Raw genomic sequence first — 15203 nt, forward strand, 5'->3', positions numbered from 1 at the left:
CGATGTCCTGCGCCTTCGCGTTCATTCTCGTCCCAAGATCGCCTTGCCGCCGATGGTGCCGCCCGATGGCCCCTCTGTCGGGAGAGCCATTGCCGCGACAACCTCCGTGGAAGGCGTTGAAAATTCCGTCATGCGATAACGGGCCAGCCTGCGCCAGCGCGTCATAAAACCGTCGCTTCCCGTGCCGGCGACAAGAGCTGCATGTATCACATGTGTGCGGCCCAAAGCCAAATCCAAATCTTCACCGCCAAAACAATCAACGATCGGAACCGTATCCGGCGGCGGAATGTGGCCCGGCTGCAACGTTTGCCGGCCGCGATGCAGCGCCTGCGCCAGCTTGCGCCGGCCGTCCTGCGCCGCTTCCCGCGCATGCACGAGCGCGGCAACCTTCGCCTTGCTGCTCCTCGCCTTCTCGTCCTGGCGCGCCAGCAACTCCTCGACCTTGCCGAAGCCGGTGACGACAGCCCCCGCCTTGTTGGCGAGCGCCAGCGCCTGCAGCGCGTCGCGGAACAGCAGCGCGTCGACGTCGTCGGCGAGCGAGGCGGGCACCTTGACGCCGGTCTTCAGCCCCCGCGAGAAAGTCTTGCCGCGCGCGGCCTGCGAGACGGCGTCGCGCGTCGCCTCGATCCACACGCCCCGGCCCGGCAGCCGGGCGCGGATGTCCGGCACCAGCGTATTGTCAGGCCCCGCGACGAAGCGAATCATCGCCTCCTTCGGCATCGCCCGGCGGCTCAGCGCGCAAGTACGGCTGTCCTCGCGGCCGGGGTCCGTCTTCGGTGCTTGATCGCTTGCGGGGCGCGACAAGTCATTCTCCTTAATTCCTGGCCGGTTATTCTTGGCCAGTTATTCTTGGCCGGCCGGCGCGGCCTCGGCATCCTCCGCCTCTGCCTCGGGTTCGGGCTCCGGCTCGATCCAGCCCGCCGCGAGGCGCGCCGCCACGATCATGTGCTCGGCCTCCTGACGGGAGATCTCGAAGCCGTCGAGAATGCCCTTGTGGCGGGTGGTCTCCTGGCCCTTGCGCTCGGTCCAGCCGGCGAGGTCATCGGTGGCGCAGCCGGCGAGATCCTCGATGGTGCGGATGTCGTTCTCGCCGAAAGCGACCAGAAGCGCCGTGGTCACGCCGTCGATGGAACGCAGCTCGTCCTCGACGCCGAGCTCCTTGCGGCGCGCGTCCTGCTCCGCTTCGATGCGGGCGAGGTAACTCTGGGCGCGCGACTGGATCTCGGTCGCGGTCTCCTCGTCGAAGCCCTGGATCGAGGTGAGCTCGCTGAGCTCGACGAAGGCGATTTCCTCGACGGAGCGGAAGCCTTCCGACGCGAGAAGCTGGCCCACGACCTCGTCGACGTCGAGCGCTTCCATGAAGGTCGCGGTGCGTTCGGCGAATTCCTTCTGGCGGCGCTCCGATTCCTCGTGCTCGGTGAGGATGTCGATGTCCCAGCCGGTGAGCTGCGAGGCGAGGCGCACGTTCTGGCCGCGCCGGCCGATGGCGAGCGAGAGCTGCTCGTCCGGCACCACGACCTCGATTCGCTCGCTGTCCTCGTCCAGCACCACCTTGACCACCTCGGCGGGCTGCAGCGCATTGACGATGAAGGTGGCCGAATCCTGCGACCACGGGATGATGTCGACCTTCTCGCCCTGCAGCTCCTGCACCACCGCCTGCACGCGCGAGCCGCGCATGCCGACGCAGGCGCCGACGGGGTCGATGGACGAATCGCGCGAGATCACCGCGATCTTGGCGCGCGAGCCCGGATCGCGGGCCACGGCCTTGATCTCCACGACATTGTCGTAGATCTCCGGCACCTCCTGGGCGAAGAGCTTGGCCATGAACTGCGGGTGCGTGCGCGACAGGAAGATCTGCGGCCCGCGCGTCTCGCGGCGCACATCGTAGATATAGGCGCGGATGCGGTCGCCGGGACGGAAGGTCTCGCGCGGGATGAGCTCGTCGCGGCGCACGATAGCCTCGGCCCGGCCCATGTCGACGATGACGTTGCCGTATTCCACGCGCTTGACAACGCCGTTGATGACCTCGCCGATGCGATCCTTGTACTCCTCGTACTGGCGGTCGCGCTCGGCCTCGCGCACCTTCTGCACGATGACCTGCTTGGCCGACTGGGCAGCGATGCGGCCGAAGTCGAAGGGGGGCAGCGTGTCGGAGATCGAATCGCCGATCTGCGCCGCCGGGTTGTGACGGCGCGCCTCGATGAGGCTGATCTGCGTCGCGGGATTTTCGAGGTCGCGGTCCTCGACCACGAGCAGGTGGCGCGACAGGCGCAGCTCGCCGGTGCGCGGGTCGATCTCGGCGTGAATGTCCGTCTCGGCCCCGTAGCGCGAGCGCGCGGCCTTGGCGATGGCATCTTCCATGGCGGCCAGCACGATGGCGCGATCGATCACCTTCTCGCGCGCTACCGCGTCCGCGATCTGCAGCAGTTCGAGCCTGTTGGCACTGACGGTCATCCGTCGCTCCTTCCGTTGGACTTCTTCCCAGAATGGGGTTTTCCACCTTTGCCGGCGCCGGCCTTGCCCGGTCCTGCCATGCCCAGTCCCGCCTTGCTTTTGCGGCCGCCGGCGGGGCTGCCGTCATGCGGGCCGGGGTCGTCCGGCGCGTTGTCGTTGTCCGCGTCGGGCCGCGGTTCGTCGTCGCCCGTCTCCCGGGCGGCCGCCTTGGCGGCCCGAAGGGCCTCGGTCACCAGTGCATCGGTCAGGATCAGCCGCGCCTCGCCGATGCTGCTCAGCGGCAGCGCCACGACGGGATCGGCGCCTTCCGCCACGTCTGCCAGCTCGATCAGCGCCGTCTCCGCCTCGATGCCGCGCAGGATGCCGCGAAAGCGCTTGCGCCCGTCGAGCGGCAGCGTGAGTTCGATGCGCGCCTCGAACCCGGCCCAGCGGGCGAAGTCGCCGGCGCGCACCAGCGGCCGGTCGATCCCGGGCGACGATATCTCCAGATTATACGTGCCCGTGATCGGATCCTCGAGGTCGAGCACCGGCGAGACGGCGTTGCTGACCGCCTCGCAATCGTCGACGGTCATGGCACCGTTCGGCCGCTCGGCCATGATCTGCACGGTGCAGCCGTTCTGGGCGGTGACCTTGACACGCACCAGCCGGTAACCGAGATCGAGCAGCACGGGCTCGACGATCGTCGCCACGCGCGCCGCCACGCCCGTTTCGGTCACGATGCGCGGCTCCCGCAGCGGGGAGCCTTCCAGATGGGGATCGTCGGCTGTCGGTTCCATATGCTCTTGCCGTTTTCCTGCACCATATGCGTCCTGAAGCCGGAACCGGCCTGCGGACAAATCGATGCAGCATTCCTGATGCTGCGACGCGTTTCGCGCATCATGCCTGAGGCGCGGCGCCGTCAAGGACGCATGCAATCTGCGAGCGGGACGGCAGTCCTCGAAAGGCCGCCTCGCTCATCCATTCGTTTTCGCATCACATTGATCCCAAAAACGGTATCCGTTCCTTGGTTTGATGCACGGGCCCGTCCGGGCGCGGAGCACGCCGCCGGCGCTCCCGGCCCGAACGGCTCCGTATCCTGTCGGGTTCCGGCAATGCAAAAAAGAGCGGCCCCGCAGGGGACCACTCATCGCAACAGCCCGATTGAACCTTGTGATGGGATGGCGCACCATAACGCCATATGGCCGCCTATGCAAGCGTTGAATCGGCATTCGTCCGGGGGCCGCTCGCCCGGCGGGAAGCCGGGTGGGGGACAAGCGGCGGCGCGGCGCGGTTTTCGTCACGATAGGCGTTGACATGCGCCATGAAGGCGATTAACGGGATCGCTTCTCAGGTAATCGGAGTACATTTGACCGTGGCGAAACCGGAACTCGGAACCAAGCGCCTGTGCCAGGGCTGCGGCGCCAAGTTTTACGATCTCAACAGGGATCCGATTCTCTGCCCGAAGTGCGGCACGCCCTTTCAGGTGAGTGCGGGGCGTCCCGTGGCCGCTGCGTCGGATGTGGATGACGAGGAAGGGGCGCTGGATTCGGATGTCGCCGACATCGTGTCGCTCGACGACGTGGCCGATCAGGAAAGCGTTGCGACGAAGGCCGATGACGATGACGATATCGACCTCGGCGAGGACATTCCCGACGACGACGATGACGGGGCGGCCTTCCTCGCCGACGACGACGAGGAGAACGACGATGTCTCCGGCCTGATCGACGGGGATATCGATACGGACGACGAGAACTGACGGGTTCGTCCGAATTCGGTGGGAGGGCCTCTCAGGAGACTTGACCGCCTGCGGCGTGGCGCTATAGAAGACGCTGCCGAATCTGTTGGAACGGTGATCGCGGGGCGCTTCCCAAGGCGCTTTCGGATCCTTTCCCGTCCGTTCCGGATGATGACGGGATACACGCGGCGCCTGCCGATGCCGCGTTCGGTTTGATGGGGTCATAGCTCAGTTGGGAGAGCGCTTGAATGGCATTCAAGAGGTCGGCGGTTCGATTCCGCCTGGCTCCACCATCCTCCGCTCTTCGAGCTTCGGATGGCTTACGCCGGTAAGCCGCACGAAGCCGTCGGAGCCACGAGCGTCCTCCGAAGCCCTGGCGCAGGAGGACTGGCATTCTACCGCCTGCCGAGCGACGGCGGGCATTGCGGCCACCGGCGGGCCGCAGGCGACCGGTTGTTGCGTTCTGGGGTCATAGCTCAGTTGGGAGAGCGCTTGAATGGCATTCAAGAGGTCGGCGGTTCGATTCCGCCTGGCTCCACCATCCTCCGCTCTTCGAGCTTCGGATGGCTTACGCCAGTAAGCCGCACGATGTCGTCAGAGCCACGAGCGTCCTCCGAAGCCCTGGCGCAGGAGGAGCGGCGCGAAGAGTCCGCTTCCAGCCCGCCCGCTGCCGCCTGAATTCTTTTCCGAACACGTTGCGGTTGAATCTTTCCCCCTGCGGTTGTTCCGTTTTCCATCCGTTCGCTGACGGCCGGCCCGGTGATCCTCTCCCGTCCTTCTCCGGCCGGAAAGGCGGTCTGCGCCTGTTTTGAAATCGCCGGCTGTTCAGGAAATGTCCGGATGTCGGCAGGCACTTACAGCGCTATACTGGTTTAGCGGTATAATTAGCCGGTCATGCTGCGGGTGGGGGCATTGAGCTGCCCCGGGGCGGGTGGCGTTGCCATCTGCGATGCGTATTCCGTGCGCCCGCTGTCTCCGGCGCCTCTTTCCGTCCGCTCCCCGTCCGCGCCCGATATGTCTGAGTATATTATATGGTGTGTCTCGCCCGCGCTGCCCGGTTTCGGGCGTTTCATGAATCGGGCGCATGTCCCCATCGTGTTCCGGCCGCGAAACCGAGGCATATGGAGGCAAGGAGGGCGTCTCCGATATATAAACATATAAAATGGATAGATAACTCACGATACAGAGCTGTCTCATCAGGACAGGTTATCGTTAAAAAATTAACCGAATGTCTAGCGAGCTACTCGCGACAGTATAGCCACCTAATCCATACACTACTGAAGCTTATAATAAAAGCTCAAAAGTAAGCCGCGAACGCAATCGGTATATCAAGTCCAAATATGGTTAATGCGTGATAACTAGTTGTTTAGCCGCAATTTATGGTGGTGCAAAAGCGCAACACGAATATGATTTGTCGTCTTCGATGAGCTGTTTCCTTAAAAACGCAGCCGACGCCGGGTATCGGGGCGTTGCGTGGCTGTATGACTCGGGGTATAGCAAATGGCTAAGGTGCGAGGGGGCTTTCCGTCTCGCTGCTGCGCCTTATGGAGATGAAAGAGAAAGGATCCACCATGGCTCTATCTATACCCTACATCCAGGAGCGCTATAAGAACGTGCTCCGCCAGGACCTGACGGTTGAGCAGGCCGGGGCGTTTACTAATCTGACCGAAGCGGCTTTCGACAACATTCTCCTTGACCTCGCGAACGTGCGTGTCGACCCGATCATTCGCCTCTACGGCGCGGTTTTCGATCGCGTTCCCGAAACCTTCGTCACCGATCCGAATTTGACTGACGGCCTGACCTACTGGGTCAACCAGTACAATTCCGGTCTCGGCACGCCGCTGGTCCATCTCCTCGAGGAGTGGGAAGGTCTGCCGGGCGGTGAGTGGCTCACCACGTTCGACGGCCTGCAGGCGGTCGACATCATCGCGAAGGTGTACGAGCAGATCCTTCAGCGCGATCCCGATCCGGCGGGTTCCGCGTACTGGCAGCAGCAGTACCTCGACTACATCAGCTCCGGCGGCACCGAGGGCTTCTCGCTCTACGAGATCATCGCCCGTATCGCCGACTCGCCCGAGTACAGGGCAAACTCGAACGCCGCGATCGACGCCTTCCTGCTGAGCGTCGCCGACGGCAACGAGTATGACGGTTCGCAGAGCCTGTGGTCGTTCGTTCCGGATCCCTCCGGCAGCACCTACAATCTGACCGAACTGGCGGACAACCAGCCTCCGTTCAGCAACCTCGGCAAGAACGACCGCGTCGTCGGCGATTCGTCCTCGCTCGAGAACAAGGGCAACACCTACACCCACAACGACCACATCGAAGGCAAGGTTGGCAACAACAACGTCTTTGATCTGTCGCTCAACGGCAAGAACATCACGACTTCTGCCATTGTGAAGGGCATCGATGTTGTCAACATCAATCACAATGGTAGCGCCGAAACGACGCTGGTTGTGAAGAACTGGACCGATATCGGCACCATCAACGTTGACAAGATCGCCAATCACTTCCTCATCGAGGACATCCAGAGCGGCAAGACCCAGTTCAACCTCACCGACAACTCCAACAACCCCAGCACGCTGGTCACGCTGGACTACGACTCCCATGCGGGCTCTTCCCCTATCGAGTCCAACATCGGCGTGAAGGAGTTCTACGGCAAGATCAAGGTGCAGACTGACGATCAGCAGAACGCACCGGTCGAGACCATCAACCTGACGATCAACGACACGAAGGGCTTCGACTCGAAGGTCGCGGATCTCGAAGGTTTCGGCACGACGACCCTGAACATCAAGGGTGGTTACGAGGGCGGCACGTTCGAGATCGTCGGCGCGCTTGACGGCACGCTGAAGACGCTCGATGCCTCCAAGGCGGTTTCCAACCTGATCCTGCGGGCTACCGAGGACAATCGCAGCGCGCTCAATGCGAAGCTTGGCAGCGGCAACGACAAGTTCTACGTCGGCAATGAGCTGCATTCCAAGGACGTGTTCGACGGCGGCGCCGGCAACGACACGCTGTACGTGCGCTTCGGCGGCGAGGGTGCGAAGACTTTCGAAGGTACGCCTATTCCGACGATCACGAGCTTCGAGACCATCGACATTGCGTTCAATTCGAACCGCTCGCTCGACTTCGCGAAGATCGAGGGCACGAAGAAGGTTGTGGTTCAGGAGAGCTCCAACCCGTTCCGTCTGCTGAACCTCGCCAACGACGTCAAGACGATCGACGTGAACGGCCCGCAGGCCAACAGCTACCACAACATCTACTACCGGAACCAGCAGACCCATAACACGCTGGCTCTGAACTGGACCAACACTGCCGACAAGGACGACGGCAGCTGGCATCCGTCGTATGTGAACGGGCCTCAGTTCAAGACGCTGAACGCTTATGTCAGCGACGACGCCGGCTCGCTCGGCTTCAAGAACCTGCACGAGCTGACCTTCACGCACAACGGTGACTACGGCACGATCTTCACCGATCGCAGCCCCGACATCACCGATGACGCCTGGCAGTTCGACATCAACCTGTCGCTCAACCAGACTCCTGCCCTGCAGAAGCTTACCGTCAAGAACGAAGGCAACGGCGATCTCGTCCTGCTGCAGCAGAACTTCTCGTACCAGTACGACAGCGTTCTCGTGGAAGGCAGCCCGAACAGCGACTTCGCCCCTGTCAGCCTGCAGAGCTCCTACGACTCTCCGGTCCAGTATTATGGCAAGAGCGGCTACTTCCTGCTGCCCTATGCCGATATCGGCGGCACCAATGCGGTGACGGACATCCACCTCTCGACCGCGTCCACCGGTAACATCATCCTGCGCGATATCCGCAACACCACCAGCCTGCAGAACCTGACGCTCGAAGCCTTCGGCCCGACGGGTGATATCATCCTGAACAACATCGGCTTCAGCGGCATCTTCGGCGGCTTCTACAACCCGGTCGGCCACGACAACCCGTCGCCGTTCAACGCCGCGCTCGACCTGCGTGAGGTGAACCTCACCGCGAAGAACGCGTCGGTTGCCAACATCAACTTCATCAACGCGCTGGCCAATCTGAGCAGCCCGAACGTCTCCAACGGCGCGACGATCAACAACATCAACCTGACGGCCGAAGCGAACTCCACGGTCAACCTGTGGAACCTCGCCGCCGGTGACGTCTCCAACACGCAGATCAAGATCGGCAACGGCGCGAATGTCGGTGTCGACACCTGGCTGCTCTCCAACGCTGTGGCCGATGGCTCCAGCCATGGCAAGGTTGTCGCCTCGGGTTCGGGTACGCTCGTTGAGGGGTCGCAGCACGGTTTCCTGGCTGGCAAGTACTGGGATTTCGCTGCCCAGTCCATCGCCACGCTCGACTTCCGTGGGCTGACCAACGACGCCGTGCACGTCGACTTCTCGAACGACACGGATGGCGTGACCTTCTACGGCACCAACGGCGTTGATCACGGCAAGAAGGGTTGGGTCGGCGAGCTGTCGTACAACTACTTCGGCAACCCGTCCGATGTCGACGTTGGCAACAACTCCGGCCAGGACAACGTCTACAAGATCAACAACGCTGGTTTCGCCAACAGCGTTGCAGTGTGGCGCGATCACGGTGGCGTGGATGACGTCGCCTACACGATCGATCTCAGCAAGGCCACGGGTGACTGGGTCATCGGCGGTCTGGAAGATGATATCATCGACCTCCGCGGCGGCAACGACTTCGCCTACGGCGGCGGCGGCCACAACGAGATCTACGCTCGTTCGGGCACGAACTACATCGTCACGGGTCTCATCGGCACGAACGAGATCTGGGCTGGCACGGGTCAGGACTTCATCTTCCTGAACAACGCTGTCCGGGCGGCTGGTAACGTTTCTGCTCCGAACCTTATCAACGACTTCACCACCGGCCAGGACAAGCTGATCATCGACATCAGCGACGTCGAGGCCAAGGCGGGTGCGAACCTCGTCTGGACCAGCGATCTGGACCTCAATGCGCCGTTCAATGAGTATCGTGCGGCCGAGTACATCACGATCAACTCGGCGACGAACGTGAGCAACTTCGGTGCGACCATCGTCGCGCTCGATCGCCAGGGTAACTTCCAGGACTACACGGATGTGCTCACCGCCATCCAGGCTAACGGCGATCTGGAGATCTCCACCAACTGGAACAGCCAGTTCGGCAATGTCCCCAACGCTAACTACCAGTCGCAGTTCGAGATCGGCGACGCGCTGACCATCGCGTGGCACGACACGAACGGCAACCTGCACATCAGCCTGGCGAAGGTGACGACGCTGCAGGGTAGCGAAGTCCTTGACAAGCAGACCTACAACTTCGAAATCCACGAGGTTGCGGAGCTGGTCGGCCAGTCGAGCTGGATCAACTGGCAGAACGACCTGATCTTCACGGCCTGATCGGCTGTGTGAGTTCACAAGAAATCCCTTTCTTTCAGGGGGCCCCGGCGTACGCGCCGGGGCTTCTTTTTGTTTTTGACCGGGTTTTTTGTTTTTGACTGGCCGCTGGCTTCATCGGCGAGAGCTCGCTTCTTTCTTTTGAACGAACTCTGATCGATCGAATGGTTCCATGATCGACGGCGCTTCCGCTCACGAGATTTTTATTTGAATCGTTTCCCGTTTTTGGTCCCTCGGGCTGGAACCTTGATCTGTCTCAGGGGAATCTGGCAGGTGGTCACTATATTGCCGGCATGGATATTGGCGGCGAGACCTGAAATCGATGGAAAAGCTACCGCGGCGAGGCGCGGACATTCTTTATGCGACCGGCGTCGACGCGGATAACGAGCCCCCGAACGAACGCCATTCGAAGGATGGCGTTGCCGGCGAGGACATGGAGCGCCTGCTGGCGTTGAGCCGCCCCGAGTTCAAGACGTTCGTTACCAACGGGGGGCGCGCGGGCATCCGTCTGGAAGCGGCGTTCTGGCATGCGCTCCACATCGTCGGCAGACAGGGGGGCGCCACCACGGGCCGGTCACTGGCCGTGGACGTGCTGTCGCTGGCCCGGCAGATGGGGATCAATGCCACGAGCGCGTTGCGATGTGTCATTGTCAGCCGCCTGCTGGCGGCCCTGGAGCAGGCCAGCCGCGCCCAAGCGGCAGATCAGTTGCTCAAGCTGCTGCAGGCAGCCCCGGTGCCCGCCTTCGCCTTCGACAGGAGCCTGCGGATCGTTCGCTGCAACACCGAGTTCAGGCGCTACCTCGCCGCGACGGCCGGGACGGGGGTGGCGCGGGCGCGGCCGGAGGATGCGAGGCTCGTTCTCGATCGTCCTGTATCGGCATTGCCGTCGGAAGCGGGGATCGACGCCATACAGGAAGAATCCATCGTCATTTGTATCGGCACGAACGAGCGGCGTGTGACCGCTCGCCTGATGGTTGTAAAGCAGGAGGCGGAGGTCGTCGTGCAGGCTTATATTCTTCACAGGCGAAATAGACACTGAATAATATAAGTTGAGCTGCATCAGGCGGTTGATTACCCGCCTCCCTCAATTCAGGCGAGAACCTGCTCAATATACAGGTGAAATTCACCATTACTACTAGTTCAAGCAAGGTATCGGTTGGCGGCAACATCGGCGTGCAGATCGCTGACGACATTCCTTTCACCAACGACGATTTCGATTACCTCACGTCCGATCAGGACGGGACCATGGGCAACGTCATCGCAGGCAGCCCCGGCGAGGCCGGCAAGGACGAGAAAGATGCCGATGACGCAACGGTCACCAGCATCCAGTTCAATAATACGCCTCATGGGGCAACTGACGGAAAATTCGTCATCACGGGCACGTACTGGACGCTGACGCTCGACGCCATCACCGGCGAAACGAGGTGACGGTCACGCCTCCCGATGGCATCATCGTGAGCTTTGTCTATATGCTCACCGACTCCGATGGGGCTTCCAGCAACGCCCATCTGGAGATCGCATTCAACCACGACGAGCGGCCGGATATCCAGGTGGTGGGCTCGCCGCTGTTCCTCGACGAGGACATGCCGGATTGGGCCAACCAGGATGGCAGCCCGCTCCGTCCCGGCGGAGGTGGAGCATTCCGGGAAGTGGCAGACGAGCCAGACCGTTACCGTGGATTCCGGCGATTATACGCCTGCGGCGGGTGCTCTCCCCGGCGCCTGACGTTTGACCTCACGTCGTGGACGCCGCCGACGCTGACGAGCGGCCGCGGGCCTGTGGAGTGGGGGCTTGCCCCAAGCGATGTGCTTCATGCCCCCCGGCTGCCGATCCGGGGGCTTCGCATGAGGGGACGGCACCCGGGGGCGAGCGTCTGGGCAGCCGACGTCGACACAGGCTCGATCGATGACGGGAACTTGCGATGACGGGGCTTGCCGGCATAAATCTGCCAGCCGCCACCTTTCCCCTTGCATCCGACCACGGATTTCCCTACACACCACAAGTCAGCCGCCCCTCGCGGGCGGTGATTCCCGTTGGTCGCGGAGCGTAGCGCAGCCCGGTTAGCGCACTAGTCTGGGGGACTAGGGGTCGTGGGTTCAAATCCCGCCGCTCCGACCACCCTTCGCCTTCGGCTTCAGATGGCTTCCGCCACTCCAGCCGCTGTCCGGCGAAGGAACGATACGTCGCGTCTGCCCCCACAAGCATGCCTTGTCCTGCCCCCTTCCTCTGGGGATTGTCGCCGTCGCATCGGCTTGCCGGCAGATCGCATCCGGCGGACCTCGCCCCTATATCGCCATAGAAGAGTCGTTCATTCACTGGACAGGGGGGAATGAGGAACCTGCCATGAGCATTGCGCGTCGTCTCAGCAGCGCCGCCGTCATCGTCGCGGGCCTGCTGCTTGCCGGATGCGTCTCGTCCGGCTATGGTCCCGGCCCGGTCTACTACGGCGGTTACGGCGGGGTGTACAGCGGTCGCTATGTCTATACCGCGCCCCGGGTTGTCCCGGCCCCGCGCTATCGCTATCAGCGAAACTACTACCGTCCCCGGCCCGGCTATCAGCAACGCCGTGTCTACCGTGGGCGCCCGGCCTATGGGCAGCCTCGGGTCTATTACAGGCAGCGCTCCGGATACAGGCGCTGAGGCATCGGTTCGCCCCGCCACCGTGGCGGCTCCATCCTCGCGCAATGTTGCGCGGGGATGATGCGGCGGGCGAGGCGTCGGGATACCGGCCTCGCCTCCGATATCGATGGTACGGGGGGCGGACATGCGCGGGATTGACAAGGGCGGGACGACGGGTTTCGGGGACGCGACGCGGCGGATCGGCAGCGTGCGGGGCCTGTCGCGGCGGGGCGTCGTGATGGCGGCGGGCGCGGTGCTCACGCCGCTTGTGGCCGTCGGCGCGGGCGCGGCGGATGATGCGGGCTCGTTCCTGCGTGCCGTCTACGGCCTCTATGAGAAGCGCAGGAACTGGCAGGGCGTTGCGTTCACGCCCGACCTCAGGGCGCGGTATTTCAGCGCCGACCTCACACGGATCTGGACCGGCATGGAGAGCGATTTCGACAAGGCCGGCCTCGTCGGCCCGATCGATTTCGATCCCGTCACCGAGGGGCACGGCGAGGCGCCCGTCACCAATCTCGTCATCGGCAAGCCGGCCATCGTCGGCGACCGGGCGCAGGCCTCCGTGTCCCTGCGCCAGGGCGGCGCGCGGACCGCGCTGGTGCTCAGCCTGAAGCGGGAGGCGGACGGGTGGCGCATCGACGACATCGCCCAGCCAGCAGGCCCGCACGCCTGGGAACTGCGCAAGATGCTGGCGGAGGCCTACCGGGCGCAGTTCGGCACGGATTACGATCCCGGCAAGTAGCGCCCGCAAGTAGCGCAGGGCGGGGGGTCAGCCCAGCTCGTCCTGCGCGCTGATCAGCCGGTCGATGCAGGCGAGGACCGTCGGCACGTCGATGTCGCTGTTGTCGAGCACGAAGGACAGCACGATGGCCCCTTCCGCCGTGACGCCGGCGTGGAGCGTGCGGCGGGTGGATCTGTCGTCGCCGGCGAGCTTCAGCGCCTTCAGCTCGCGGTCGGGATCCGGGTAGCGCGGCGTGCGCTTCATGAAGATGATCAGTTGCTCGCTGTCATCGGTGGGCACGAACGACAGCGTGCCCGACCGTTCGAAAGTGAAGCTGAACGTGCCGTCGCGCGCCGGTATGGCCACGATCCCGGCGCGTTCGGCAAAACTCTCGATCGCATGCAGGCTGGCGTTGGTGAACGATACGGCCATGGCATTCCTCGGCGGCATGTCCCGGCGATGACGGCCCCCCGCAGCCGGGGCGGTGGTGTTACGGCTCCTCGCCAAGTATCCGGTCTTCCTCGATGACAAGGCTCTCCCGCCATGCGGTGATGACGTCGAGCTGCTTTTCCCGCGCCTGCTTCTGCTCCTCGGGAGTCTTGCCCGGAAACAGCGTATCGGGCAGGGAGCGGTGCAGCGTGTCGAAATTGGTCGACAGCAGGAGCAGCTTGTCGATGTTGGTTGCATCCGGCCGTTTCATGGCATCAGGCCGCCGCGGCTATCGACGTCCGGGCCGGGGAAGCGGCATCCGCGAAGCTGGCATGAGCGAAGTCGTTGAGGGTGTCGATGCCCGCGCCCGTGTCCGGGGCGGGCTCCGCCATGAAACCCAGAATGAACGACATCACCTTGACGACGTTGAAGTCGCCGCTTTCCGGCAGCTTGCTGTTGCGGATCAGCTCCTCCGATGCGTCGAAGAGGGAATTGAGCTGCTTGAGCATGCCGATTTCCGTCAGCACGCTGCCGAGGTGGTTGCTGTCCACGGTCAGGCCTTCGGTGATCCGCAATTCGTCGCCGGTGGTCTGCATCTGGCTTGCGAAAACGTCCCTGAGCGCGCCCGCATCCGGCTCCGTGCCTGGATCGGATTCCAGCCGTTTCAGCAGGCGTTTGAGATTTTCCGCCTTAGCTGCCGTATCGACATTGCGCAGCTGATGGCTCATGGCCTCGCGCTTGTCGGCTGGGTGGGGGGAGTACCAGAGCTGGTTGGCTTCCTGCAGGCGCACCATGACATAGGCGTCGCGGATGGCCTCCTGCATCTGCCGGCCGCTGATGCCGGTGGTGAACTCCTGCTGGACCCGGTTCAGCGCCTCGCCGAAGGCGCCCGAATAGGAGCCGGCGATGGTGCGGATCGCCTCCAGCACCAGCAACTGCCGCACGGGGTCGGCGCTGAATTTGCCCAGCGCGTCATGAATGGCTACTTGCGCGTCGCGAATGACCTCTTCCAGTAGCCTGGTGTCGGACAGGGTATCCGTGCGGATGGTCCGCTGAATGTTCTGCAGGGCTTTCATCAGCTCCGCGGCCTCGGCTTCCGACGACGCTCGGATGCGCGCGACCGTCTCCTGCCGCTGCTGTCCCGTCTCGCCGCCCGTGCCCCCACCACCGCCGCCCATTTCACGGGTCAGCTCAAGGAAAGCCAAGACACGCTTGACGGCGATGTTCGGCTCCTCGTCCGCCGAGGGACTGCCGTTATCGCTGCTCTCGCTGGTGGCCGTGCGCGCGTTCACCCTCTGCATATTGCCGGGACGGCCGGTTTGCAACCTGCCCAAGGCGGCGCGCATCAGGACCGCGGCGCCGGCTTCCAGTGCATCCGCCAGATCCTGCGAGGCGTTGGACGCCGGAGACGACTGGACCGGCTGGCCCAGATAGTGGCCATTGACCTGGATCTGGGCCTCGGTGCGGGTCTCCATGCCGACGGCCGCAAAGGTGTTGAAGTTCGTCGGCTGCCCCTGAATTGCCAGCTGGTCGCTCATGACACACCGCGCCCCGGTTCAAATCATCTCAAGTCGATGGATGGGGTGTCTATGGCGCAAGGCCTGGGAAGAGCGCGCTATTGGACAACAACGTCCATCGGACAATGAGACTTCCGACTGTCGCCGGCCCTTCGGCTCCCTGTCCGGAGGAACGGCCGGTGCGGGGAATGCCGGGTTTTCGGAAGGGGCGATGACAAGGCCGCTTCGGAAAACCCAGGCTGTTCCACCACGGTTTTCACGATGGCACAGGCCAGCGGGGGCAAGTGTGACGTATGTCACAGTGCGGCCATCATTTGGGCGACTAACGGACAAATTGTGGCGCAAAATGTGGCGCGATGCAACGGAGGGGA

Annotated in this window: 13 protein-coding genes and 3 tRNA genes; 10 read left to right on the forward strand and 6 right to left on the reverse strand. The window is 63.3% G+C overall.

All coding sequences use genetic code 11. The features are described 5' to 3' along the window. Positions 1–21 precede the first annotated feature (21 nt). From ACUSIJ_RS02650 to rimP, 3 genes are read right to left on the reverse strand one after another with little or no spacing between them, the layout of a single operon-like run. Positions 22–804 (reverse strand): RNA-binding protein, encoded by a 783-nt coding sequence (locus ACUSIJ_RS02650; RefSeq protein WP_449306810.1) that lies wholly within the window; start codon positions 802–804, stop codon positions 22–24. A 39-nt stretch (positions 805–843) separates the two neighbouring features. Beyond that, positions 844–2454: a transcription termination factor NusA gene (gene nusA, locus ACUSIJ_RS02655; RefSeq protein ID WP_449306811.1), complete on the reverse strand. Its 1611-nt coding sequence runs from the start codon at positions 2452–2454 to the stop codon at positions 844–846. Then, positions 2451–3230: a ribosome maturation factor RimP gene (gene rimP, locus ACUSIJ_RS02660; RefSeq protein ID WP_449306813.1), complete on the reverse strand. Its 780-nt coding sequence runs from the start codon at positions 3228–3230 to the stop codon at positions 2451–2453. The genes nusA and rimP overlap by 4 nt, the downstream gene beginning before the upstream one ends. A gap of 575 nt (positions 3231–3805) precedes the next feature. Between rimP and ACUSIJ_RS02665 the strand changes: the two genes are divergently transcribed. The 10 genes from ACUSIJ_RS02665 (at position 3806) to ACUSIJ_RS02710 (ending at position 12907) form a co-directional block, all read left to right on the forward strand. Beyond that, positions 3806–4189 carry a TIGR02300 family protein gene (locus tag ACUSIJ_RS02665; protein ID WP_449306814.1) on the forward strand — a complete coding sequence of 128 codons (384 nt, stop codon included), beginning with the start codon at positions 3806–3808 and terminating at the stop codon, positions 4187–4189. A 196-nt stretch (positions 4190–4385) separates the two neighbouring features. Further along, positions 4386–4461, forward strand: a tRNA-Ala gene (locus ACUSIJ_RS02670). Positions 4462–4633: 172 nt separating this feature from the next. Next, positions 4634–4709, forward strand: a tRNA-Ala gene (locus ACUSIJ_RS02675). 1030 nt (positions 4710–5739) lie between these two features. Beyond that, on the forward strand, positions 5740–9549 hold the full coding sequence (locus tag ACUSIJ_RS02680; RefSeq protein WP_449306815.1) for a hypothetical protein: 3810 nt from the start codon (positions 5740–5742) through the stop codon (positions 9547–9549). Between the two features lie 319 nt (positions 9550–9868). Continuing rightward, positions 9869–10585, forward strand: a complete 717-nt coding sequence (locus ACUSIJ_RS02685; protein ID WP_449306816.1) for a ribbon-helix-helix domain-containing protein — start codon at positions 9869–9871, stop codon at positions 10583–10585. Positions 10586–10662: 77 nt separating this feature from the next. Next, positions 10663–10974 (forward strand): hypothetical protein, encoded by a 312-nt coding sequence (locus ACUSIJ_RS02690; RefSeq protein WP_449306817.1) that lies wholly within the window; start codon positions 10663–10665, stop codon positions 10972–10974. After that, the gene (locus ACUSIJ_RS02695) at positions 10971–11471 is read left to right on the forward strand and encodes a hypothetical protein (protein ID WP_449306818.1); all 501 of its coding nucleotides are present in this window, start codon (positions 10971–10973) and stop codon (positions 11469–11471) included. The genes ACUSIJ_RS02690 and ACUSIJ_RS02695 overlap by 4 nt, the downstream gene beginning before the upstream one ends. 115 nt (positions 11472–11586) lie before the next feature. Next, positions 11587–11664: transfer RNA gene (locus tag ACUSIJ_RS02700), tRNA-Pro, on the forward strand. A 225-nt stretch (positions 11665–11889) separates the two neighbouring features. Continuing rightward, on the forward strand, positions 11890–12186 hold the full coding sequence (locus tag ACUSIJ_RS02705; protein WP_449306819.1) for a hypothetical protein: 297 nt from the start codon (positions 11890–11892) through the stop codon (positions 12184–12186). A 124-nt stretch (positions 12187–12310) separates the two neighbouring features. Continuing rightward, positions 12311–12907 (forward strand): hypothetical protein, encoded by a 597-nt coding sequence (locus tag ACUSIJ_RS02710; protein WP_449306820.1) that lies wholly within the window; start codon positions 12311–12313, stop codon positions 12905–12907. A 27-nt stretch (positions 12908–12934) separates the two neighbouring features. Here ACUSIJ_RS02710 and ACUSIJ_RS02715 read toward each other — a convergent pair whose 3' ends face one another. Genes ACUSIJ_RS02715 through ACUSIJ_RS02725 form a run of 3 tightly spaced genes read right to left on the reverse strand, consistent with a single transcriptional unit; the run spans position 12935 to position 14853 of the window. Continuing rightward, positions 12935–13318: a CesT family type III secretion system chaperone gene (locus ACUSIJ_RS02715; RefSeq protein WP_449306821.1), complete on the reverse strand. Its 384-nt coding sequence runs from the start codon at positions 13316–13318 to the stop codon at positions 12935–12937. A gap of 58 nt (positions 13319–13376) precedes the next feature. Next, complete coding sequence (locus ACUSIJ_RS02720) at positions 13377–13586, reverse strand: hypothetical protein (RefSeq protein ID WP_449306822.1); 210 nt, start codon at positions 13584–13586, stop codon at positions 13377–13379. A 4-nt stretch (positions 13587–13590) separates the two neighbouring features. After that, complete coding sequence (locus tag ACUSIJ_RS02725) at positions 13591–14853, reverse strand: hypothetical protein (protein ID WP_449306823.1); 1263 nt, start codon at positions 14851–14853, stop codon at positions 13591–13593. Positions 14854–15203 lie beyond the last annotated feature (350 nt).

The sequence above is a fragment of the Pseudochelatococcus sp. B33 genome, from assembly GCF_053570585.1.

Bases quoted from the DNA above. Each gene is read 5' to 3' on its own strand.
- ACUSIJ_RS02720 (WP_449306822.1), bottom strand. From the start codon at position 13,586: ATGAAACGGCCGGATGCAACCAACATCGACAAGCTGCTCCTGCTGTCG.
- ACUSIJ_RS02685 (WP_449306816.1), top strand. From the start codon at position 9,869: ATGGAAAAGCTACCGCGGCGAGGCGCGGACATTCTTTATGCGACCGGC.
- ACUSIJ_RS02715 (WP_449306821.1), bottom strand. From the start codon at position 13,318: ATGGCCGTATCGTTCACCAACGCCAGCCTGCATGCGATCGAGAGTTTT.
- rimP (WP_449306813.1), bottom strand. From the start codon at position 3,230: ATGGAACCGACAGCCGACGATCCCCATCTGGAAGGCTCCCCGCTGCGG.
- ACUSIJ_RS02680 (WP_449306815.1), top strand. From the start codon at position 5,740: ATGGCTCTATCTATACCCTACATCCAGGAGCGCTATAAGAACGTGCTC.
- ACUSIJ_RS02705 (WP_449306819.1), top strand. From the start codon at position 11,890: ATGAGCATTGCGCGTCGTCTCAGCAGCGCCGCCGTCATCGTCGCGGGC.
- ACUSIJ_RS02710 (WP_449306820.1), top strand. From the start codon at position 12,311: ATGCGCGGGATTGACAAGGGCGGGACGACGGGTTTCGGGGACGCGACG.
- ACUSIJ_RS02725 (WP_449306823.1), bottom strand. From the start codon at position 14,853: ATGAGCGACCAGCTGGCAATTCAGGGGCAGCCGACGAACTTCAACACC.
- nusA (WP_449306811.1), bottom strand. From the start codon at position 2,454: ATGACCGTCAGTGCCAACAGGCTCGAACTGCTGCAGATCGCGGACGCG.